The organism is Nostoc sp., from assembly GCF_036917655.1.
GTDB lineage: Bacteria > Cyanobacteriota > Cyanobacteriia > Cyanobacteriales > Nostocaceae > Nostoc.
Window position 1 is genome coordinate 16,717 of the sequence record NZ_JBALCY010000051.1, and the last position, 23,725, is coordinate 40,441.

A 23,725-nucleotide genomic window follows, 5' to 3' on the forward strand; every position below is an offset into this window, starting at 1 on the left:
ATTTTCTCAAATAATTTACTTAGACTTTTGCGGCACTTGATCTGCCGATTTTTGGTTTTCCAACTCTTGGTTTTCTGGCTTTGGATAAACAGCTACCCAATCGAGAGAGTTGATTGGGGGAAAAAGCTCAATTTTCGCCACTGATGCGGGAAGTTTCTTTAAATCCAGGGACTTGATTCGTCCTACTGCCAAGCCAGATGGAAATTTCTGACTATAAGTAGATGTGGAAACTAAATCTCCTACTTTGACATTTGGGACTTTTTCATAAAACTCCAGCACAGCTTCTGCTGAAGAATCTCCTCGCAAAACGCCTTTAGCTGCCGTGCGGCTAACTGATACACCCACTTGACTCTTGAGGTCACTGATTAACAACACGCGGCTAGTATTGGGAGTTACACTCTCCACCAAACCCACCAATCCGCCATCTGCCTTGACTATAAAGCCTTCCTGAATTCCCGCATTTACTCCGCGATTCAGGGTAACTTGTTGCCACCACTGGTCAGCACTACGCCCTATCACCCGTGCTGGAACTGGTCGTGATGCCAGCGGCTCTTTTTCCACATAGCCTAATAAATCTTGTAGCTTTGTCTTTTGACTTTCCAAATCTACTATACGGGTTTGCAATTCCAATATCCGGGCATCTCTGATCCGTTCTTCTGGAGTTGGCCCTGACTGCAACATCTCTAACGGACGGGTAATTGCTTGGTATGTTTCAAGCACCAATTCACCTTGAGTCTGTCGCAATATCCAAGCACTACCAATTATTAAAGCTAACAACCCGATTTGTAACCCTTTACGATCCCACCAACGCCGTATTGTCACCATATATACCTTTACATACTTATGTAAATTAAGTTCTACTTGGATTCTATTTATATAGAACCCAAATAGAACTCAAATAGAACTCAAGTCTGATATTTTTTTTTGCTACATATTGCGAGAGCTTTCGGTGACAACTCGTTCCAACTGTTTAAAGTTTTCTAACACACGACCTGTTCCCAGCACAACACAGCTCAAAGGATCAGCAGCAATGTGGGTAATAATCCCTGTTTCATGGCTAATGAGGGTATCTATGCCTTTGAGCAAAGCACCGCCACCAGCCAGCATAATCCCTCTGTCAATAATGTCTGCTGCCAGTTCTGGAGGTGTGCGTTCCAGTGTCCGCTTCACAGCTTCTATAATTACTGATAGTGGTTCCAACATGCTTTCACGGATTTCTGGGCCTTTGATCGTTACAGTTCGCGGTAGACCAGAAAGCAGGTGTAAGCCTCGGACTTCCATAATCGCGTCATTATCATCATTAGTAGGATAGGCAGAACCAATCCGAATCTTGATGTCCTCGGCAGTCCGTTCACCAATCACTAAGTTATGAACTTTTTTAATATACTGAATGATCGCTTCAGTCAGTTCATCTCCAGCAATGCGTACTGATTCGCTAATCACTGTACCCTGAAGACTTAGCACTGCAACTTCTGTTGTGCCACCACCAATATCGATGATCATGTTGCCAGTGGGTTCGGCTACAGGTAGTCCTGCACCAATGGCCGCAGCTACAGGTTCATCGATTAAATACACTTTTCTTGCTCCTGCTTGGTGAGCTGCATCCATCACAGCTCGCCTTTCTACTCCTGTGACACCACTGGGAATACCAATGACAATCCGGGGTAAAATCAAAGACCTACCTTCATTTACACGCTGAATAAAGCTTTTCAGCATCAGCTCGGCTATCTCGAAATCAGCGATTACACCATCCCGCAAAGGGCGGAGGGCAATGACATTTCCAGGTGTGCGACCGAGCATTTTTTTGGCTTCTTCTCCTACTGCTAGTGCTACCTTTTCGTTGACATCGATAGCAACTACAGAAGGCTCTTGCAGTACAATACCTTTACCAGATACATAAACGAGAGTGTTAGCGGTACCGAGGTCGATACCCATATCCCATGATGTGCGAAAGTTCCTAAAAAGACCCACGCGTGTCTAAGCCCCCTATGTGCGATACTTTTTGACTACAACGGTAAGAGTTAATCGTGTCGGATTCGATAAAGTTCGTATCCTGAGTTGAGTAAACTAGACTATATATTTATATGATTCCCAGGAATATTTACTATGTCTCAGGCATCTATAGTTTTGATATTCTCTGGTTAACTTAGTATATCCGTATACTTTATGTGTTTCTCCAAGTAGTATGTATAATTTTTCAAGTCAACTATATTGTTAACTGTTTAACACATTATTTTCAAGAGTTTCATAATTCGCTATGATGAAAGTCGGAATGAGTCAGTACGTCTGTACTAAGAGGTAACGCATATGAGTATCAATATTGTCACCCTTGTTGGTCGTGTAGGCAGCGACCCTGATATCAAATATTTTGAATCTGGTAGTGTTAAGTGTAGATTGACACTAGCTGTAAAAAGACGATCGCGCAACAGCGATGAACCTGACTGGTTCACTCTGGAATTATGGGATAAGACGGCTGAGGTAGCAGGTAATTATGTGCGTAAGGGAAGCTTAATTGGTATAAAAGGCTCCTTGAAGTTTGACACATGGAGCGATCGCCAAACAGGAGCAAACCGTTCTACACCGATTATTAGAGTAGATCAGCTGGATTTATTAGGCTCTAAGCGAGATGGAGAAGGCGGTACAGGAGATATGTCTTCAGAACATTTTTAATTGGGCATTGGGCATTGGGCATTGGGCATTGGGCATTGGGCATTGGGCATTGGGCATTGGGCATTGATTATTAGTCCTTTGCCCTCACAAATGACAAAGGACTAATGACAAATGACTAATAACTAATTTGCAGCGTCACCGATGCTTCTACTTGTTGTTCACCACCAATAACAGGGGTGGAAGCATCAGCTGACTTGGCAGCTGATGCCCGTAAAAACATGGGTGGTGGAGGCGCACTGGCATTATTAACTTGAATGCTGACTATTTCTTTGGATTTCAAACCCAAGGCACTGAAAACAGCATCAGCTTGCTGCTGGGCATCTTGGGTGGCTTCTTTTAATGCTTGTTTTTGAGCAGCCGCGATCGCTTGATCATTCGCAACAAAACTAATACCGTTAATTTGTGTTGCACCCGCTTTCACTGCATCATCTAATAATGTACCAGCTTTCTCGGTAGGAATACGAAAACTTACGGTGTTATTGGCAGCATAGCCTGTAATTCGCTGCACATTATTGGTGTAGCTATAAACTGGGTTGAGACTGATACCAGTAGTTTGTAATTTTTCGACATTTTGGCTCTTGAGGAACGCAACTACAGCCGATGACCTCCGGGCGGCTTCTTGCTGTACCTCCTGGGCTGTTTTCCCCTGAATCTCTACTCCTAAACTGACTTGCGCCAGGGTTGCAGGAGTTGTTTCCACTCCACGACCACTGACAGTAAGGGTTCGCCACAATTTCTCTTTTTCTTGTGCCAACGCAGGTAGTGTAAAAGTTGCACATAAGAGCATTGCTAAAGGCAGTATTTTCCCCAAGTTTCCAGATGGAAACTGAGAACCGGGTAAAGCGGCTCTAGTCATCAGATTTGCACTCCTCAAAGTATCCACAGATGTTTTTAACAAGCGGATGTAACAATCTTCTGGTAGTCGTTGAGAGTCAACGGCTACCACAAGTTTTTCACAATTTAAGTGCGATCGCTAGATCCGATTTGTATGTTCTTACTTTGACACTGCGATCGTCAAAAGCTGAAATGGTTACATTTTTGGATACTGAAAAAATTACACTAGCTTTTTTGGAGATTTTGTCGTGGCGTATTGGCTGCTGAAAACTGAACCGGAAAATTATTCCTACTTCGATTTGGAACGGGACGGCAGTACAGTTTGGGATGGAGTCAACAATTCCCTAGCACTCAAACATATACGTACCATGCTTTCTGGTGACTTGGCGTTAATTTATCACACAGGCAAAGAACGGCAAGTCATCGGTTTAGCAGAGATAATTAGTCAACCCTATATCGATCCAGCACTCAATGACAGCAAACGGGCAGTTGTAGATGTGCGGGCATTACGAAGAGTACACCAACCCGTTACCCTAGCCCAAATCAAACAGGACAATAAATTCACAGACTTTGACTTGCTGCGACTTCCGAGACTGTCTGTAGTCCCGGTTTTTGAAGTCTACTGGCAGCGCTTGATTGAGTTGACAAATGGCACAAATTAAGATCCAAAAGCTGCCAATCGCGTTTCCATTGATAGATGTTTTTCAGAAACACGTCAGAATCAAAGAGAAGGATTTTCACAGAACCCATGCATTTGTTAGATCCAATCAGCTACTCTTTTCCTCTGCTGGCCAGCGCAACAGAAGCCGCAGACAGTTCAATGGTAGTAGCAGCAGTGCTACTAAGCTTAGTAGTCATTTATCTCGCCAGCAAAGTTGGTGGAGAGTTATCAAACCAAGTGGGTTTGCCGCCCGTCTTAGGAGAACTTGTAGGTGGTGTGGTAGTTGGCATCTCTGTTTTCCACCTTTTGGTGTTTCCAGAAGGCGGCACAGACAGTTCTAGCTCTTTGATTATGTCCTTCCTTCAAAGCACTGCCAGTTTAACGCCTGAAGCCACTCCAGGGGTGTTTGCAGCGCAGTCTGAGGTCGTTTCCGTTTTAGCAGAATTGGGTGTGATCATCTTGCTCTTTGAAATCGGCTTGGAGTCGAATTTAAAAGACTTAATGGCAGTCGGTATCCAAGCTACCGTCGTTGCAGTAGTTGGGGTAGTAGTACCTTTTGCTGCTGGTACTGTGGGACTGATGACTTTGTTTGGTATTGGTGCTGTACCCGCAATTTTTGCCGGGGCGGCTTTGACTGCCACTAGTATTGGTATTACTTCCAAGGTGCTGTCAGAATTGGGGCGACTCAATTCTAAAGAAGGGCAGATTATTCTCGGTGCTGCCGTAATTGACGATGTATTAGGAATCATCGTTTTGGCGGTAGTTGCCAGCCTAGCTAAAGATGGCGTGGTGGATGTAAGTAAAGTCATTTATTTGATTATCAGCGCCACTGGTTTTATTTTGGGAGCAATCCTACTAGGCAATGTTTTCAATAAGTCCTTTGTGGCGATCGCTGATCAACTCAAAACCCGCGGGGGACTGGTAATACCAGCATTCATCTTTGCCTTTGCTATGGCATATCTTGCCGCCGTCATCCACTTAGAAGCAATTTTGGGAGCTTTCGCGGCTGGTTTAGTCTTGGAGGAGACAGAGAAGCGCAAAGAACTGCAAACGCAAGTCTGTCCCATTGCTGATATGCTAGTGCCAATTTTCTTTGTGACTGTTGGGGCAAAAACCGATTTGGGAGTGTTAAATCCAGCAATTCCCGACAATCGTGAAGGTCTAATTATGGCAACTTTCCTGATCACAGTAGCCATTCTCGGTAAAGTAATCACAGGTTTAAGCGTGTTTGGTCAACCGGAAATCAACCGTTTAGCGATCGGTGTGGGGATGATACCTAGAGGCGAAGTTGGCTTAGTGTTTGCTGGTGTTGGCGCAGCCAGTGGCGCTCTCTCGAAACCATTAGGGGCAGCAATCATCATGATGGTTATCTTGACAACCTTTTTAGCTCCTCCCTTGTTACGATTTGTATTTCCAGACCCCAAAACCGTGGATGCAGGCTCAGAGCAACTGATTTTAGACGGTTCCTCTGGGACTTCATTGGTAATTGAACCACCTCAGTCGAGGGTGCCGGCATCAAATGACAGTGGCAATTTGGAAGTAACCCCAGATTCTGGCGATCGTTAATCAAAATCTTGGGTAACTTATTACTGAGTTCTGAGTGAAAATCGCTCAGAACTCAGGACTCTGTATTCAGTACTATCACCGTGCTTTGAAGATTTTGCGATCGGGCAGTGGAAACTTCTCTCTCCAAATTACCGTCCCGTGTGATTGTAGAATAATCGTCTGTTTATAATTTCTACCAGCATTCGGAATGTTATTTATTTCCAGTCTCCCTTGGCTTGTGGGCCTTTATCTGAATATTTTCCAGGTAATTGGGGAGTAACACCCATAAATCTTGCTAGATCATCTGACAGTAATGGGAATTATTTACTTAGTGCATTGATGGCAACAAAGAACAAACACTTATCAGTGAACGGTTATCAGTTATCAGTTTTCTAGCTTCCTTGGGATTCCGAGTCCCCCACCTCTACAGGTGAAGGTTTCACATGGGGATTTAGATTCAAGATAACTGATTTAAGCGTATCTTTATACCAGCTTAAAAAATCAAAAAAGGCATCAAAAGTCAAGTTTAGGTGGTGACGGTGTGATGATTTACCAATGAGTTGAGATATTGACGGCTCCCATGAACGTGAATTAGGAGAAAGGACTGTGAAATTACACTGGTTATTATCCAGTACTATTGGAACTATCTTCATGCTATCGTCGCCGGCAATGGCCGCGAAACTTGAATCTTGGCGCTTTGATGCCAATCAAAACAGGCTGGAAATTAATACTGTAGGAGCAGTTCAACCCCAAGCACAACTAATTTTCAACCCGACTCGGCTGGTAATTGATTTGCCAGGAACTACATTTGGGCGTCCGCAGCTAACCCAACAGGTGGGCGGTGGAATTCGCTCGATCCGTGTTGGGCAGTTTGATGCAGAAACTACGCGCATAGTCGTCGAACTGACTCCTGGTTATACTTTAGACCCCAAAGGAGTGCAATTTGTTGGTAGAACTGGCGATCGCTGGACGGTGCAATTACCTAAGCCATCAGCCGATAAAGTTTCCTCATCTCCTAGAAGTGTTTACAGTGTAGTCACCCCAGATTCTGAACCTCAACCTCGGATATCAAGGGTTGCCACTGCCATCCAAGGGGCGACTAAAATTGAAAACTTACAAGTAACAGGCGATGGGTTGTTCATCCGTACCAGTGGTGGTAATCCTCCGATTCACGTAATTCGGAGCCGCGATCGCGCTACCATCTTCATGGATATCTCTGACGCATCTTTATCACCACATCTGGCGCAACAGAATAATATACCCGTTAACAAACATGGTGTTAGCCGCGTCGAATTCACCCGACTACAAAGCCAACCTCCTGGTGTCCGCTTGACTTTGCGGGTAGATAAAAATAGCCCAGACTGGCAAGCAACTAATAGTAATAGCGGTGGTTTGGTAGTTTTACCTAGTCGCGTTGTCAGATTGCCTGGAAGTAATAATTCGGACAATCAGTCAGATGCCATTTCCTTTCCCAGCAGACCATCTACCAACAACTCGCCAGCAACAATTGAGTCTGTACAACTGGCTGATAATGGCACACAGCTGCTAATTAGAGCCGACCAAACTTTATCTGCTACGGGAACCTGGGATAGATCCTCCGGTGTGTTCCGTGTCACAATTACCAATGCCAAGTTAGCTCCCAGAGTCACAGGCCCTACTTTTGCTGCCAATAGCCCCATTCTTCGAGTCCGCCTGCAACCCCAAGCATCCAACACAGTCGTTGTTTTAGTTCAACCAGCAGCCGGAGTGCAACTTGGGCAACCCAGACAAATTGGCGACCAGCTTTTGGTATCAATACAAGGTTCTCGGCGAGTTGTCGCCCTCCCCGGAAGACCTCCCTTTGCCTTACCTGGGCTACCACCACCAAACCGTGGGCCCTTCCCAGACCCAAACAATCCCAATCCGCAGCCCCGATTCCAACCACAGCGCCGAGTTACCAATGGGCGAGTGGTAGTGATTATTGACCCCGGACATGGTGGCAAAGACTCAGGAGCGCTTGGGATTGGGGGGGCACGCGAAAAGGATGTAATTTTGCCTATTGGTAAAAGGCTGGCAGAGATTTTGCAGCAACATGGTGTACAAGTTATTATGACCAGGGATTCTGACTATTTTGTTACCCTTCCGGGACGAGTGCAATTAGCAGAGCGAGCTAATGCTGATGTATTTGTCAGCATCCATGCTAATTCAGCAGGTGCGAGTCGTCCAGATGTTAATGGTTTGGAAGTCTACTATTACGACAGCGGTCTGGATCTAGCTCGCATTGTCCGTAGTAGTATTCTCCAAAGTATTAGTACTCTCAAAGACAGGGGAGTGCGGCGAGCCAGATTTTATGTTCTCAGAAAAAGTTCTATGCCCTCCATTCTCGTGGAAACGGGTTATATGACTGGTCGAGAGGATATGGCTAGGCTCAGAACCTCAGCTTACCAAAATCAAATGGCAGAAGCGATCGCTCGTGGTGTTCTTCAGTATCTAAAGAGAAGATAAGTAATTTAGTCTAAATCATTGAGTAAATACATCTAATCTTTACCATTTTTATCCAATTTAGTAGTAAAACAATTTAAGTATTCTTGCGGCGGGACAGAAGTAGCTTCTTTGTTATTGTCGTCTGGTGCTGATGCTTTGTAAGTCAAATTTATCTAAGCTAATAGCATGGCAAAATTAGAGGAGCGTGCTATATTTTACGCCATTAGCTGTGTCTTAATAACAGCGCAAAACTCAAGTGTGTGCGGTGATGGTGTGAGGATTTGCCAATATTTTGAGATGTTAACGGCTCCCATGAATGTGAATCAGGAGAAAGGACTGTGAAATTACACTGGTTACTATCCAGTACTATTGGAACTATCTTCATGCTATCGTCGCCGGCAATGGCCGCGAAACTTGAATCTTGGCGTTTTGATGCCAATCAAAACAGGCTGGAAATTAATACTTTAGGGAATGTTCAACCCCAAGCACAATTAATTTTTAACCCCACTCGTTTGGTAATTGATTTGCCAGGAACGACATTTGGTCGTCCGCAGCTAACCCAACAGGTGGGCGGTACAATTCGCGCTATCCGTGTTGGGCAGTTTGACGAACAAACAACGCGGATAGTCATTGAATTGACTCCTGGTTATACTTTAGACCCCAAGGGAGTACAATTTGTTGCTAGAACTGGCGATCGCTGGATGGTGCAATTACCTATGCCATCAGCCGAAAATGTCCCCTCAACAAATACTGGGGGGCAACAAGAACAAGCTATCGCAACAGAAACTTCACCGAGAACATCTCCATCAGTGTTCTCCCCAAGAGATATTTACAACGTGGTGAGAACAAGCCCTCTCAATCCACCTAGAAACGGAATGCTTGTCGCCAGGGCGACTCAAATTGAGAACTTACAAGTTACAGGCGATGGTTTTTTCATCCGCACCAATGGTGGTAATCCTCAAATTCAAGTAAATCGTAGCAACGATCAGAGGGCAATTAATATCGACATTGCCGGCGCTACTTTATCACCAAGTCTAGAGCAACGCGATTTGCCGATTAATCGCTATGGTGTCAGCCGCATTCAGTTCAGCCAACTACAAACAAGCCCATCTGTTGTTCGCCTGACTTTACAGGTGGACGAAAATAGTCCAAATTGGCGAGCAACCACTAGCAGTCTTGGTGGTTTTGTGGTTCTACCCAGTCGTGGCGTTGCCCAGTTGCCTGGAGGTAACAGTCCACGCCCTATACCATCTACTAACACCTCACCTGCGACAATTGAGTCCGTGCAACTGGCTAATAATGGCACACAACTGCTGATTAGAGCCGACCAAACTTTATCTGCTACAGGAGGCTGGGATAGAACTTCTGGTCTGTTCCGCATCACTATCAACAATGCTCGGTTAGCTCCCAAAGTCACAGGCCCGACTTTTAACGCCAATAGCCCTATTTTGCGAGTCCGCCTGCAACCACAAGAATCCAATACTGTCATCGTCTTGGTTCAACCAGCAGCCGGAGTGCAAATTGGGGAACTCAACCAGGTTGGCGACCAGCTTTTGGCTCTAGAATTACAACGTTCTCGTAGCGTTACACCGCCCATTGCTTTACCTCCTCTGCCATCGCCAAACCAAGGTCAATTCCCAAACCCCACAGATAATCCCCGGACTATATCCCAGTCACAGCCGCGCCCCTCAGTTCCCAGAGGGAAATTACTAGTAGTGATTGACCCAGGACATGGTGGAAAAGACTCAGGCGCTCCTGGTCTGGGCGGACTTTTAGAAAAGAATGTAATCTTGCCTATTGGTAAAAGGGTAGCAACAATTTTAGAGCAAAATGGTGTACAAGCGGTACTAACGCGGGATGCTGACTTTTTCGTAGAACTTCAGGGACGGGTAGAAATTGCCGAGCGAGTTAATGCGACGGCGTTTGTCAGCATTCACGCTAATTCCGTTGATAATCGCCCTGACGTGAATGGTTTAGAAGTCTATTATTACGACAGTGGTTATGCTCTGGCTGAAGTAGTTCGCAATACCATCCTCCAGGACATCGGTACTATCAAAAACCGGGGAACCCGCAAAGCCAGATTCTACGTTCTCAGGAAAAGCTCTATGCCCTCGATTTTAGTGGAAACAGGCTACATGACTGGTTACGAGGATAATCCTAGATTGGGAACACGAGAGTATCAAAATCGCATGGCGGAAGCGATCGCTCGTGGCATCCTGAAATACTTACACCAGAGGTAATATAGTACAAATTACTAATTAAAGAGGTAGTATTTAAACTTCTTTTACGTGCAGAATTTAGTAGTCAATTTGGAGATTGTCTGCTAAGTTCTGTATTTTAAATCCAAAAACCTAAATCAACATCTGCCTGTGTATTCATCTTCCATCTTTGAAGGAAATCTTGACGATTTTTCTGATCAAGAACCCCAACGTGCCCGAATTGGCATCTTTGATAGTGGTGTGGGTGGACTTACGGTACTGCGACAACTATATCGGCAACTCCCCAATGAATCAATTGTTTACTTTGGGGATACAGCTCGACTTCCTTACGGAATTCGTTCGCAAGCAGAAATTTTACAATTTACGCGTGAAATTCTTATCTGGCTACAACAGCAGCAGGTAAAAATGGTAATTATGGCTTGCAACACTAGTTCTGCCCTAGCCCTAGAAACCGTGCGTCAGGAATTCAACATACCCATTTTGGGAGTAATCCTACCGGGTGCAAAAGCTGCGGTGCAGCAAGGAAAGCGGATTGGTGTAATTGCCACTCCAGCTACGGCTAAGAGTAATGCTTATAAGCACGCCATACTCGAAATTGCTCCTGATGTCCAAGTTTGGCAAGTTGGATGCCCAGAGTTTGTGCCACTCATTGAGCAAAACCGGATTCATGACCCCTACACTGCTGAAGTAGCACGAGCCTACCTAGAGCCTTTATTAGAGCAGAAAATTGACACCTTAGTCCACGGCTGTACCCATTATCCCCACCTTACACCAGTACTGCGATCGCTCCTCCCCTCTCAAGTCCAACTGGTTGACCCAGCTGTTCATGTTGTAGCAGCTTGTGCCCAAGAGCTAGACTTACTAGGCTTAAGAAATACCCACCTACCACTGCCTACTCGCTTCGCTGTTAGCGGTTGTGCGCAACAGTTTTCCCAGTCAGGAGTGCAGTGGCTAGGCTATACTCCAATGGTTGAAGAGGTTTGCTTCACTGATACCGCTATTTCTCAACTCCAATAAAACTAATTTGTCCTTAGTCATTGGTCATTGGTCATTTGCAAATGCCCAATGATGCCAATCGCCTCAAGCCGGGAAACCCACCCAATGCCCAATGCCCAATGCTATTGACTATTAACTGCTTCAGTCACCTTTGTCCTTACTGATATCTCCTGCTTGTGTTTTCCTTCGGCAGATGAAGGCAAACTTGTAGTAACACTCTTTGTACCCGTTCGCTTCGCCAGTGCTAATAACAGGTAGACTGTGAACAAATATCCAGACGCTAAAATAAAAATCATCATAGGTATACTTCCGTAAATAATTGTTCTACTAGCACCCTTCTAAAAAAATATAAAATTTCATAAAATTAGTAGAACCTCAGCCAACCAAGTGCATTCTTGATGGCTGTAGTTTCCTATGCTAAAATTACCTATAGATATAAAATTCTCTACGGACAAAGAATTTATTATTTAATGCGACTTCTTGCAGACCATAGATCCGACGGCAGTTAGATTACCAAACGGCAATCTAAAACTACGATTCTCAGCGGTCTACTTGCTCTGCGTTATTTTTACTCACACTGCTGTGAAAGGAGAAATGCTTGCGCTCAACGTGCGCTGAAGACGTGTAGCGGCTTCCCATAGGGATATCGCATAGCTCCAAATCAGCAGTTTTGCATATCGTAGGAAAAATCAAGGGAACTATTCCCTTAATCTCAGCTACGACTAATTATTTTAGACTCACATCACCGAGTCTGTAAAATCACCTAGTAAGTGACTTACTTTTGGGCTGTGAATATCTGAAAAATTTAAAATTCCTATATTTTAGCGTAACACAACGACCCTGGATTTTGAGCTTACTCGACTGCTAAATTTCAAATTTTTTGAATAGCTACACTTTAGTCATAGAGAAATTTAGCCTTACCCATTAGCGAAAAATTTAAATTGCATCCATTTTCTCAATAAGTAATATTGCTTAAATTTTATTTTTAACTGTGGCGGAAAACTTGCTCTGCTAAACTACTTAACATAATTTAAAATCATATCTATTCCCATATACGGAGAATTCATGTTTTAAGTTATTTTCAAACCGGAATTTCCAAAAATTAAGCATAATTTCTTATTGACAAACGCGCTAGCAACCTTAATTATCACCGATAGACTCATGAATATGAGATTACTTTATGAAAACTTTGCGCTGGCACAGGGTTATCTTAAAATGAGTATAGGATATGTAAACTTTCGTAACCTAAGCCAGAGTCCGCCCATCCATGACCCCAGCCACCTCCCTGTTTACCCCTGTGGAAGCAGACCTGCGACTCCTAGCAGATAACCTAAAACAGCTAGTTGGAAACCGCCACCCCATTTTGTTTGCAGCAGCCGAACATTTATTCGGAGCTGGGGGAAAGCGTATCAGACCAGCAATTGTCCTGCTAGTATCGCGGGCAACAATGTTAGACCAAGACATTACACCCCGTCACCGCCGCCTAGCTGAGATTACGGAAATGATCCACACAGCAAGCTTGGTACATGACGATGTGGTTGATGAATCAGACGTGCGGCGAGGCGTTCCTACCGTTCATAGTCTGTTCGGTAACCGCATTGCCATATTAGCAGGAGATTTTCTCTTTGCCCAATCGTCCTGGTATTTAGCAAACTTGGACAATTTGGAGGTGGTGAAACTCCTCTCAGAAGTCATTATGGATCTGGCTACTGGGGAGATCCAGCAGGGATTGAATCGTTTTGATGCTGGTATCTCTATTGAAACTTACCTCCAGAAGAGTTATTACAAAACAGCTTCATTAATCGCCAACAGTTCTAAAGCTGCTGGGTTACTCAGTGAAGTCTCCCGAGAAACTGTTGAGCATATGTATAGCTACGGTCGTCATTTTGGTATAGCATTTCAAATTGTTGATGACATTCTAGATTTCACCAGTACAACAGATACCTTGGGTAAACCAGTGGGGTCGGATCTCAAAAGTGGTAATCTGACTGCACCCGTTTTATTTGCTTTAGCGGAAAAACCATCCTTAGAAGTGCTGATTAAACGAGTGTTTGCTCAAGAAGGAGATTTAGAGCAAGCACTAGCACTGATTCAAGATAGTCAAGGGATACAGCAGGCGCGAGAGTTAGCTGCTCACCATGCTAAGTTAGCAATTGAACATCTTGCAGTTCTCCCACCCTCAGAATCCCACCAGGCATTGATTAACATAGCTGAATACACACTGAGTCGCCTCTATTAAATCAGTTATCAGTTCTCAGGTAGAAAGTGGGGATTGAGGTGTAGGGTGTCACACTAAAGCAGTTTTATATTTAATTTAACCCACCTACTACTCTGTCAAGTTTAAATTGATGGGTAATACCGATTATCTGTGAGGTTGCATAGAACCAGTTGCTCAAGCCCCTTGTCTTATAAAAGTTGATTTTGTACAGCTTCACATAGAATTTGGTATAAGCAAGTTCGTAGTAAGCACTTTAGTCCTTATTTTCTAAGCACTAAAGTGCTTACTACAAACCCTGAAAACCAGCTTGAAAAACTACTACTTACAAGGTTTTGAGTGGGAATTTAGGTTCCAAGTGAACTTTCCACCTGTTCTTAAGGAAACTTCAAAAAATAAATTATCTTTCTTTAGAGGCTATTTATAAAGTAAAAATAAAATTCTTGTAGGGTGTGTTATGCGCATATTTCGATATGATTTGTCACGAAAAATATGACTCTTGGCTATCACGTACCGTGTTATATAGCGGTGCGTGATAGCAAAGGCATAACACACCCGTAACTTTTGATTTACTTTATAAATGGTCTCTTATGGACTCAATGCGACTTCTTGCTCAAGTCGTTCCTCTGCGATCGGATATTTTTTATGTATGTCGTGTGCAACTTTTACTCAAACCTAACCCCCTAGCCGCCTTCCTTCCAAGGTAAGGTAAAATTCAAAGCCTCTCTTTGAGGGATTTCCAAGAAATAAATTATCCAAATAAACAAACCACTCCAGACACAGAGAACACAGAGATAGGAGAAATAGAGAGGGTTTGTGCGTTAGTTTTGGAATATTTTTTTATTTGGAAGTTCTTAAGTGGGGGACTCTGGTTCACTGGAAAACTAAAACTTGAAAACTGAAAAATGTTCACTGATAACTTTTTTTTAACCAATTTTAAGTTTTACCGAGAGTTGAGCCAATCGCATGGTGTAAGAGAAAGAAAAAATTTCTTTTTTCACTGATTTAGAAAACTTTCCTAAAAGAATTTGAGATTTAATATTTTGGATGAGGGATTGTATCTAAAAAACCCCACATCCAAATTTTTTCTATGCAATATCAGGGGGTATCTGTTTAGGCGATCGCTGTTGTCGTAACTGTTGTTGCATGAGTTTTTCTAGGTCAGTACGCCGAACTTCAACGGTATGAGTGGTCTTACCCGGCGTTTCCAAAAAAACGATACTATCTACGGGTTCTAATGCCACCAGTTGGAACAAAATATGGGTGACAGGAATAATTTTAGCTAGCATTTGAGGGTCAAGCCCAGCAGGGGAAATTAGAGAGACATCCTGTATGGTAGGAAAAGCGTAAACAACACGTTTTTCCAATCCTGGATTAGCACGATTGCTCAATGTAGTTAAAACCCAGCTTTGCTCCGAATTTTGGAGAATATAGTACTGGGAGTAACGTAATTTTTGAGCGATCGCTCTAAGGGCAGGAGTAATTGCTGCAATCAGATGTGGTGTTATACCATCGCGGGGTGCATTGTCAATCAGCAATTGAATTTGTGCTTCTAAATCCATAATGACTTGTATACGGCTCCTGGGTAATGGCAATAACATCTATCAAAGTGTGAACAATCCCATCAGAGTTGGGAATAATAAAATCAGCCACATCCTCAATGTAGGATTGGTCTGCGTTTAGCTTATACGTAAAACCAAAAAAGCCAATACCCACAGTCGTACAGGTTGTATTTAAATACTTAGGGTCTTTTGAAAACCGAGACTATGAATTCAGCCGCAACCGCAACTATTCCATCTGCAACTATTCTGGGAGAAAATTCTAAAGGCGTGGAGGTGATCTTTCAACTCCTGTCCAAGGAGTTTCAACAATCAACCAAAGCTTCGGAACAGAATTGCCACGATGTAGCAACACGTATTACCACCGAAGTATATCGGATTTGCCATGAAAGCAAACGTATCCAAGCTTCTGGAACTGTAGAAAGCTCGGCGATGACCCTCGCTCGGCATCGGCTACAACAGTGTCTCAGGTACTATCAGTTGGGTTCAAATCGGGGCAGGGTAGAATTACACAGTACTCTGAGTGCAATTATTTATCGATACATTAATCCGCCTCAGAAGCAATTGAGTTATCAAGGGCGACTGACTATAATTGAAGATTTTTTACAGAGTTTTTATCTGGAGGCATTAAACGCTTTCCGGCGAGAAAATCAACTCGGTGCTACTTATCGCCCTCAGACGCTTCTAGAATTGTCTGAGTACATGGCATTTACCGAACGCTACGGCAAGCGACGCATTCCCTTACCAGGCCGTCAGCAGCAGCTAATTATCTTGCGGGCGCAAACTTTTTCCCAACAGCAGCCCCCAGAAACCAGCGTAGATATAGAACAAGCCGCAGAAGGCAGCAATAGTGAAGCCGATGGTTCTTGGGAAGAACCAGCAGTGCATCAATTGCGCTCCACAATGGCAACGCAAGCCGAACCCGAACCTGAAGAAGATACCTTGCGCTCCGTTGTGGTTACAGAATTAATGAATTATCTCGAACAACGGCAACAATCTGACTGCGCTGATTACTTTTCCCTCCGCCTCCAGGATTTATCAGCACAGGAAATTGAGTCGGTTTTAGGTTTAACCCCTCGTCAAAGAGATTATTTACAGCAGCGCTTTAAGTATCATTTGATTCGGTTTGCCTTGTTGCACCGTTGGGAATTAGTTCACGAGTGGCTGGAAGCTTCTTTGCACACCAATTTGGGTTTAACTCCCCAGCAATGGCAAGTATACACAGCGCAGTTGGACAATAAACAACGGTCTTTACTAGAGTTGAAGCAACAAGGACAAGCCGATGAAAAAATAGCAAAAACTTTAGGGCTGTCAATGGCACAACTTCAAAAGCGGTGGTTTAAGATTCTAGAACAAGCTTGGGAAATTCGTAACTCATTAGTGTCCGGATCAGGTGCATCTACTCATGAATAGTGACTCAGAATCCTTACAATACCGGTGTCTCGATTGGTTATTGACAGATGATGTCAAAAATAACGAGCAACTCTCGGTATGTGAGGAAAATGACGGGGTAAAAAACCTCCTCAAGGAAGCCACTGCTTCAAGCAGTCAGCCAAAATTGGGAGGAACGCCCCAGGCCTTTCAACTGGGAGAAATTCCTACTGTGCAAGATCGTTTTCAAGCCGTCCTTAAGCGTCGGTTACAAATCCAAGTCCAAGACCACCCACCGTTGTTTCCCTGGGAAACACAATTAATCGACTATCCCGATTTTGTTGACGAGCCGTCAATGACGCTCGTTCCTACCTGGGGGTGGATGGCACAACAGTCGAAGCTGAACCTGCCGCGTCCTTTACCAGAGAGAGTTTTCCAGCAATTGCTAGAACAATGTCAGGCGTTGGTGACATCTTCAATACCTCTGGGAGCAAAATTAGTTCAAGTGGTGGAGAACTTTTTTCCCAACGATTCTCAAGCATTAAACGATATAGCTGGATTAGTGCTAAGAAGCACCTATCGGTCTGTAAATACTCTGGATACAATACCCAATATTCAGAGCGATTACTCAGATTTACAGCCGCGTCAACAGATGGCTTTGTCGTTGCTGGCGGCTAAACAACTGCTGGAAAATTTGACTCTACCACTTTCAGCAACTAGTCCAGTGGTAGAAAGACAATGGCTAACCACTGTCGGTAATTTGAACATCAGAGTAGAGTATCAGTCTGTAGGTAAACTTACGAAGTTACTTGTTCAGGCTGAGTTACCCGTTAAAGGAACTTTGACACTTCGCACAAGTGGCACCTTAGCAATGGCAACATCTTCGACTCCGGGATACTTAAGTGTAGAGTTAGGCTGTGAGCAACTTAACCCAACTTATACTCTGGAAGTTGAGTTTCCAGAAATAGACCAACAGCCCCTTTTGTTTGTCATTAATCCCACTATGTAACCTTAATTGCCACCGCTAGTACGTAATGCTGAATATCTTAAGGTAACTATTGCCTAGCTGTTGCCTTGGGGCTTTTTTTACCCTCTCGACACTACTAGCAACAGGGTGCTTACTTATATCGTTTACGGAACTTACTTAAGGCGTGGTTACAACTAACCAGTGGGTGTAGACTTACCCTTCACCCCATAACTGATTTTTCGTGGGTACTCGTCAGTCCACTCGGTTACTAGCAAAGCCTGGGGAACGAGTTAGTTTTTTGTGTTGTGCTGATTTCGCCTCTATTTTTCCAAGCCACCAATTTTTCACAACGAATTTCTTCGCTTGTGTTGTTTTTTTATACAAAATTATGTTCACATTTGGTGTTAAAGCTCGCGGTAACATTATATATCAGTGCGCTTGGGTTAAGGCTAAAACTCTTTATCAAACTCAATTTTTTTAACGTAGACGCATTCGCAAAGCGTCTCGTAGAGAAGCGGCTTACCGCAGGCTACCGCAAAGGCGCAGTCAACTAAGCCCAAGCGAATGGAATTCGCGGCTACACAGGCAAAGTCCGCCCCCGCGGACTAAGAAAAAACTGATTTTTGACAACACTCAGTGCTGAGTTACAAGCCAAGAGGAGCAAGTGGCGTGGCGGAATCTTCTTAACTCAAGAGGTTGGTTGATACCCCACCCCTTATGGGTGGTCTTTTAACTCAGCACTCTAAGCCGAGGAACTCAGCACTCTTCATCTGTAGAGACGAAGTACAATCTCGCGTCTCTACCAAGCATTTTGGGCTTAACTGAACTGTATTGGGTTTCTAACCGCCGATTTCAGGTTAAGTTGACACCAATGAAACCCCCACGACAGAAGAAGGGAAGCAAAGGTTGACAACAGGCTTTTCAAACTCCCACAAGGGCTTTAAGTTGTAAAATAGGCGCTAAACCTTGATAGATGCATGAAGGCAGGATAAGAAAGCTTCCTGTAACGGGAATACTTTAAAGTAGGGCGAAGAGTTTCGTCCTCAGCATTGTTTCCGTGGCATCTATATTTAGACTCGAAATGCTCAACTTATCCAGGATGAATCGGTTTTGGCGTGTCCCTGTAGGTAATTTCTGGCGGCAAAATTTACAGCGATCGCCTTTGACAGAAGTGGAAGATTCAATTTCCTTGCGGGTGCTGGTGCTAGCGTTGGTTATTTTGGGCATTGTGGCGACGGATATCGCCGCCGAAACTTCATTCAGTTTTTGGGCGTTACCCCTGAGTGGAGTGGGTGCGATTTGGAGTTACTATCGTCGTCGCGATGCTAATGTTGCAGTTAAATTCTGCATCGCTATCGGAATGTTAGTAGCATTGGGTGCTTTCTTTGGGCGATTAGTGGGAGAGTTGAATGATACGCGGTTGGGTTTGGCGGAGTTATTAATTCAACTCCAGGTGCTGCATAGCTTTGATACACCCCGTCGGAAAAATTTGGGCTATTCGATTGTCATAGGACTGATTTTATTGGGTGTGGCGGCAACCCTAAGTCAGACTTTAGCATTTGCACCTGTGTTGCTATTATTTTTAGCGATCGCTCTGCCAACTTTAGTATTAGATTATCGCTCACGCTTGGGTTTGCAGCCATTAAAAACTCAAAAGAAAGAATTCAATCAGAAGAATTCCTCAACTCTTAATTTTAAATTTTTAATTCTGACTTTTTTGCTAATTGTCGGTCTGGGACTGGCAATATTTGCTGTTTTACCCAGATTCCCTGGCTATCAGTTACGGAATTTTCCTGTAAGTTCTGCTATTCAAGTAAAAGGCAGTTTCACAGGACGTAGTATCATTAATCCCGGTTATGTCCGCCAAGGTAAAGGTAATAATCAAGGCAGTGGTAGCGGTGGTACGGGACAAAACCGAACTGGTGAACCAGGAACACTAGATAATAACTTTTATTACGGTTTTAATAGCCAAATTAACCAAAACTTGCGGGGCGAGATGAAACCTAAAGTTGTGATGCGGGTGCGATCGCAAGCTGAGGGTTTTTGGCGAGTACTAGGATTTGACCACTATACAGGTAAGGGATGGGAGATTTCCCGGAATGAAGATGTTATGACCATGAGGCGATCGCCTTGGTCTTACCAAATTTTTCTTTACCCATCTGTGATCCTTGGTAAAACCCAAGAGGTAGTGCAAACTTATACAGTGGTGGCGGATTTGCCTAACCTAATTCCAGCGATGGCTTATCCCAAGGAAGTTTACTTTCCCACACCATTGATCGCTGTTGATCAAGAAGACGGATTGCGATCGCCTGTAGAATTATCAGAAGGACTCACCTACACAGTCATTTCCGCAGTACCATACCGCGATCGCACTTTGTTAGGTGCAGCTTCTACTAATTATCCAAAACAGATTAAGAAGCATTATCTGCAAATTCCTCCCGAAATTGCCGAAAAAGTCCGGCAGCGTACCGAAGAAATTCTCGCTAACTACAATCGAGAAGGGGTATCAAAGTCTTCTAAAAGCCTAGATTCTCCCTATGAACAGACTCTCTACCTAGCTCAATACCTAAAGCAACATTACTCTCTTCCCCAAAATCCCTTAGATTTGCCTTATTTGGGAGAAAAAGATGACTTAGTAGAATCTTTTTTATTCAAATATAAAGGCGGTTATCCAGACCACTTCTCAACAGTTCTGACGGTAATGCTACGTTCCATTGGCATCCCAGCGCGGTTGGTAGCAGGGTTTAGTCCAGGAGAATTTAATCCATTTACAGGGCTATATGTTGTCCGTAATACTGACGCTTATGCGATGACGGAAGTATATTTTCCGAAATATGGCTGGTTTGCCTTTGACCCGATTCCCAATCATCCCCTTATACCTCCATCAGTAGAAGACACTCAGACTTTTAGTGTCTTGCGCCAATTGTGGCATTGGGTTGCTGGATGGCTACCATCTCCGGTGACAGGTTTGTTGAATAATGTATTTGAGACAATATTTAGGTGGGTAATTAGAGCGATCGCTTGGTTTTTAGCTTTATTCTCTCAAGGTTGGTTTGGCGTATTGACTGGCTTAATTTTGGTAATTACAGCAGCTTTCTTCGGTTGGCTGGGTTGGGGACAGTGGCGAGAGTGGCGCAACCGCCGATGGTTAAAGAAATTGCCAGCAATGGAAAGCCTTTATCAACAAATGCTGCAATGGACAACCCAAAAAGGTTTAGGCAAACATCCAGCACAAACACCCTTAGAGTATGCCAGAGGATCGTACCAGCATCATGCCCCAGCAACTGCTGAGGTAATAGATGAGATTAGCCAAGCCTATGTTAGTTGGCGTTATGGTGGTCATCCTCCTAACTTGCAGCGATTGCGACAAAGATGGCAAGGTTTGAAAAAGGCTGGTAAGTAATTAAAATCCCAACAGAAGGCAAAGTTTTCAGGTGATCTCTTTTAAGATAAGATTCATTTATTTAGGCGCAATTATACAAATGATTTGAAACTAGCACCGTCCCAAATAATTAAAATTTTAGCTTGAGGACGTAATGATTGAAGATATTCTAAGAAACCAATTGTAGTCTCGGAATTAAATGATCATCCATCTCCAAGATGCGATCGCACTCCCGCCACCAGACTCAACTTACAGCCAAGATCCGCAAGACAACTCCCTTAGTTGTCTCACGCGCTCAAAATCACTATCCTGTAAAATAATTGTCAAATTATGACGTAAAGCGATCGCACACACCACCAAAAACCACATAATTAGCCCCCTCATCGCTTGCGGGGAGGGGGTTGGGGGTGGGGTTCTATCTCTGCAACCAAGTAGCAATATCCTGCAACACCCCCTCCATCCTCTCCAGAACATCCTCATTTCTAAATCGCACAACCTGCAACCCCAAACTCTCCAAAAATTCTTGACGGATCGCATCTTCTTGTTGGGTATAGTCATGAATTTCGCCATCCACTTCCACCACTAACCGCGCTTCACCACAGTAAAAATCGACGATAAAACGGTCAATTGTTTACTGACGGCGGAACTTGAAACCCAAAAGTTGCTTGTCTCTCAACTTCTGCCAAAGTAACTTTTCTGCTGTAGTTGGTTCACACCGCATTTGTCGCACCAATGGCTTAAGTTTTTTCCAAAGTTCGTGTGGGGTTTGCCAAGGGTATCCTGCAACCCCACCCCCTAACCCCCTCCCCGCAAGCGATGAGGGGGGACTGGAGTTGGTGAGAGGCTTTGGGTTGGGGTTGTGATTTTGGGTCATTTGCGCGATTGGTGGTTAGATAATTAATATTTCATGTAATATTCCCAGCGATCACACTCTTACAACCTCCCTAGCAGTCAAAACTCTGGCATAATCAGATATGGCCGCACTTAAAAAACTGATATAAATCTTGCCAAGCTAATTAAAAGGTTTACGCCGAATGGATATTTTAATAGAATAATCTCATCAAAAGATTCGCAGAAACATAAATGGACTGGATTACACTACTGCGATCGCTACAGTCTGATTTTATTAAAAGGTTAACATCTGGTTGTCTGCTTCATTGTGAAACAGAAGGTCAATATAGTGAATTAACTATAATCTCTGGAGAAAGGTTAAAGGCATTACGGGAATTTTGCTGGCTGATGGCTGAGAAATATAAGCGTGTTTCGCCAGTCCGTGACGTTTTTATTAGCTATCTCAAAGGGAAGTTGGGTGAGGAAGTTGTCAAAGAACGTTTAGCTGATTTTATTACCGAAGTCGATTATGAAAAGCGATTCGGCGGCGATGGCAATATAGATTTTACCTTGACTACTGACCCATCTATTGGTATTGAGGTTAAATCTCGTCATGGTAGTATTGATAGAGTTAAATGGTCAATTAGTTCTGAAGAGGTGGAAAAAAATGCAGTTGTAGTTTGCATTTTGATTCAAGAAGATGTGAGTGAAGCACAATCTGAGTATCACCTTTTTTTAGCTGGGTTTCTCCCAACCCGGATGATTAAGTTGAAAACTGGTAAAATTTCATTTGGGATAGAACAATTACTGTATGGTGGTGGTTTATGGTGCTATCTAGAACAGTTACAATCTTCGATGAATAATTCTTATAAGCAACAACCACCAATTTACCAATATCTTCCGAAACAGGAAATTCCATCTAAGCCAACTAATAATCAATTGATAAAATATTCTTTTAAACCTGCTGAATTAGAGAACTATTTACAATATCGTAATGAAGATTTAAATATATTTTATGTAAGATTGGGTGATGAATGTTTTGAGAAAGGAGAATATCCGAATGCAATTACCAATTATAATCAAGCTTTAAAAGTTAAATCTAGTGATGTTGATTTATATTATAAACGAGGTTTGGCTCACTATCAAGTAGGAGATTATGAAGCTGCGATCGCAGATTATTCTCAGGCAATTCAGATGAATCTCCATGATGCTAAATCTTACAATAAACGAGGTTTAGCTCTGTCTCAACTGGGGCGATTAGAAGAAGCAATTAATGATTATACCCAGGCTATTAGAATTAATCCTAATGTTGCCGTGGCTTATAAAAACCGGGCTGAAGCTCGTTCTCATGTAGGAGATAATCAGGGTGCGATCGAGGATTATACCCAGGCTATAAAAATTAACCCCCATTATGCTGATGCTTATAAAAACCGTGGAATTGCTCGTTATTTATTAGGCTCTCAACCGGCATTTCCCCAAGCAATCAAGATTAATCCTAAAGATGCCATAGCTTATAAAAAACGTGGTAATGCTCGTTCAGATTTAGGGGATTTGGAAGGAGCAATTGAAGATTATACTCAAGCAATCCAGATTAATCCTAATTATGTAGATGCTTATTACAACCGTGGTAATGCTCGTTCTGACTTAGGAGATTTGGAAGGAGCAATTGAAGATTATACTCAAGCAATTCAGATTAATTTAAATTATGCAGATGCTTATTACAATCGTGGTAATATCCGTTTAGAAATAGCAGATAAACAGGGAGCAATTGAAGATTTTCAAAAAGCGGCAGACATCTATCGTCAAGAAGGTAAGCTAGAAGCACTCAAAGATACACGAGAAATAATATTAGATTTAGAAATAGAAGAATCATTAGATATTTTAAAGTTTTAGAAAATCGATAAATTCAGATAACTAGCAATTTATTTTCAGTCTAAGCTCGACTTTATCCATTTTTTGGCAATGCTCAAGCTGATACTGAAAGCTTTGTGGGACGGTAGTTTTACTTTTTT

General features: G+C 43.2%; 17 protein-coding genes and 1 pseudogene. 12 read left to right on the plus strand and 6 right to left on the minus strand.

What is annotated here, in order from left to right; translation table 11 throughout:
• Positions 1-15: 15 nt before the first annotated feature.
• Positions 16-825, minus strand: a complete 810-nt coding sequence (gene mreC / locus V7K30_RS17810) for a rod shape-determining protein MreC (protein ID WP_335001447.1) — start codon at positions 823-825, stop codon at positions 16-18.
• A 102-nt stretch (positions 826-927) separates the two neighbouring features.
• Positions 928-1,935 (minus strand): rod shape-determining protein, encoded by a 1,008-nt coding sequence (locus V7K30_RS17815; protein WP_335001449.1) that lies wholly within the window; start codon positions 1,933-1,935, stop codon positions 928-930.
• Between the two features lie 372 nt (positions 1,936-2,307).
• Between V7K30_RS17815 and V7K30_RS17820 the strand changes: the two genes are divergently transcribed.
• On the plus strand, positions 2,308-2,670 hold the full coding sequence (locus tag V7K30_RS17820) for a single-stranded DNA-binding protein (protein WP_100900435.1): 363 nt from the start codon (positions 2,308-2,310) through the stop codon (positions 2,668-2,670).
• A 115-nt stretch (positions 2,671-2,785) separates the two neighbouring features.
• Here the strand turns inward: V7K30_RS17820 and V7K30_RS17825 are convergent, their stop codons facing one another.
• Positions 2,786-3,526 carry an SIMPL domain-containing protein gene (locus tag V7K30_RS17825; RefSeq protein ID WP_335001451.1) on the minus strand — a complete coding sequence of 247 codons (741 nt, stop codon included), beginning with the start codon at positions 3,524-3,526 and terminating at the stop codon, positions 2,786-2,788.
• A 29-nt stretch (positions 3,527-3,555) separates the two neighbouring features.
• Here V7K30_RS17825 and V7K30_RS17830 point away from each other — a divergent pair, with 29 nt between their 5' ends.
• From V7K30_RS17830 to murI, 6 genes are all read left to right on the plus strand, one after another.
• On the plus strand, positions 3,556-3,771 hold the full coding sequence (locus V7K30_RS17830; RefSeq protein WP_335001453.1) for a hypothetical protein: 216 nt from the start codon (positions 3,556-3,558) through the stop codon (positions 3,769-3,771).
• Positions 3,753-4,166, plus strand: coding sequence for an EVE domain-containing protein (locus V7K30_RS17835; RefSeq protein WP_335001455.1), 414 nt, complete (start codon positions 3,753-3,755; stop codon positions 4,164-4,166). The genes V7K30_RS17830 and V7K30_RS17835 overlap by 19 nt, the downstream gene beginning before the upstream one ends.
• Before the next feature lie 86 nt (positions 4,167-4,252).
• Positions 4,253-5,731 carry a cation:proton antiporter gene (locus V7K30_RS17840; RefSeq protein WP_335001456.1) on the plus strand — a complete coding sequence of 493 codons (1,479 nt, stop codon included), beginning with the start codon at positions 4,253-4,255 and terminating at the stop codon, positions 5,729-5,731.
• Positions 5,732-6,316: 585 nt separating this feature from the next.
• A complete protein-coding gene (locus tag V7K30_RS17845; protein WP_335001458.1) occupies positions 6,317-8,194 on the plus strand; it encodes an N-acetylmuramoyl-L-alanine amidase in 1,878 nt (625 codons plus the stop codon).
• A 317-nt stretch (positions 8,195-8,511) separates the two neighbouring features.
• On the plus strand, positions 8,512-10,413 hold the full coding sequence (locus V7K30_RS17850) for an N-acetylmuramoyl-L-alanine amidase (protein ID WP_335001460.1): 1,902 nt from the start codon (positions 8,512-8,514) through the stop codon (positions 10,411-10,413).
• Positions 10,414-10,542: 129 nt separating this feature from the next.
• Positions 10,543-11,409: a glutamate racemase gene (gene murI / locus V7K30_RS17855; protein ID WP_335001462.1), complete on the plus strand. Its 867-nt coding sequence runs from the start codon at positions 10,543-10,545 to the stop codon at positions 11,407-11,409.
• A 101-nt stretch (positions 11,410-11,510) separates the two neighbouring features.
• Here murI and V7K30_RS17860 read toward each other — a convergent pair whose 3' ends face one another.
• The gene (locus V7K30_RS17860; protein WP_335001509.1) at positions 11,511-11,708 is read right to left on the minus strand and encodes a hypothetical protein; all 198 of its coding nucleotides are present in this window, start codon (positions 11,706-11,708) and stop codon (positions 11,511-11,513) included.
• 947 nt (positions 11,709-12,655) lie between these two features.
• Between V7K30_RS17860 and sds the strand changes: the two genes are divergently transcribed.
• Positions 12,656-13,627, plus strand: a complete 972-nt coding sequence (gene sds / locus V7K30_RS17865; RefSeq protein WP_335001464.1) for a solanesyl diphosphate synthase — start codon at positions 12,656-12,658, stop codon at positions 13,625-13,627.
• A gap of 1,064 nt (positions 13,628-14,691) precedes the next feature.
• Here the strand turns inward: sds and V7K30_RS17870 are convergent.
• Positions 14,692-15,165: a hypothetical protein gene (locus V7K30_RS17870; RefSeq protein ID WP_335001466.1), complete on the minus strand. Its 474-nt coding sequence runs from the start codon at positions 15,163-15,165 to the stop codon at positions 14,692-14,694.
• A 204-nt stretch (positions 15,166-15,369) separates the two neighbouring features.
• On the opposite strand from V7K30_RS17870, the gene hetZ reads away from it, so the two are divergent.
• The 3 genes from hetZ to V7K30_RS17885 all read left to right on the plus strand — a co-directional run bounded on the left by hetZ (position 15,370) and on the right by V7K30_RS17885 (position 20,903).
• Entirely contained in the window at positions 15,370-16,575 is a 1,206-nt protein-coding gene (hetZ, locus tag V7K30_RS17875) for a heterocyst differentiation protein HetZ (RefSeq protein ID WP_335001468.1), read from the plus strand.
• Positions 16,568-17,542, plus strand: a complete 975-nt coding sequence (locus V7K30_RS17880; protein WP_335001470.1) for a PatU — start codon at positions 16,568-16,570, stop codon at positions 17,540-17,542. The genes hetZ and V7K30_RS17880 overlap by 8 nt, the downstream gene beginning before the upstream one ends.
• Before the next feature lie 1,057 nt (positions 17,543-18,599).
• On the plus strand, positions 18,600-20,903 hold the full coding sequence (locus V7K30_RS17885) for a DUF3488 and transglutaminase-like domain-containing protein (RefSeq protein WP_335001472.1): 2,304 nt from the start codon (positions 18,600-18,602) through the stop codon (positions 20,901-20,903).
• Positions 20,904-21,297: 394 nt separating this feature from the next.
• On the opposite strand, the pseudogene V7K30_RS17890 reads toward V7K30_RS17885, so the two are convergent.
• Positions 21,298-21,756, minus strand: a pseudogene (locus tag V7K30_RS17890) (endonuclease domain-containing protein).
• Positions 21,757-21,965: 209 nt separating this feature from the next.
• Between V7K30_RS17890 and V7K30_RS17895 the strand changes: the two are divergent.
• Positions 21,966-23,606 (plus strand): tetratricopeptide repeat protein, encoded by a 1,641-nt coding sequence (locus V7K30_RS17895; protein WP_335001474.1) that lies wholly within the window; start codon positions 21,966-21,968, stop codon positions 23,604-23,606.
• Positions 23,607-23,725: the final 119 nt, after the last annotated feature.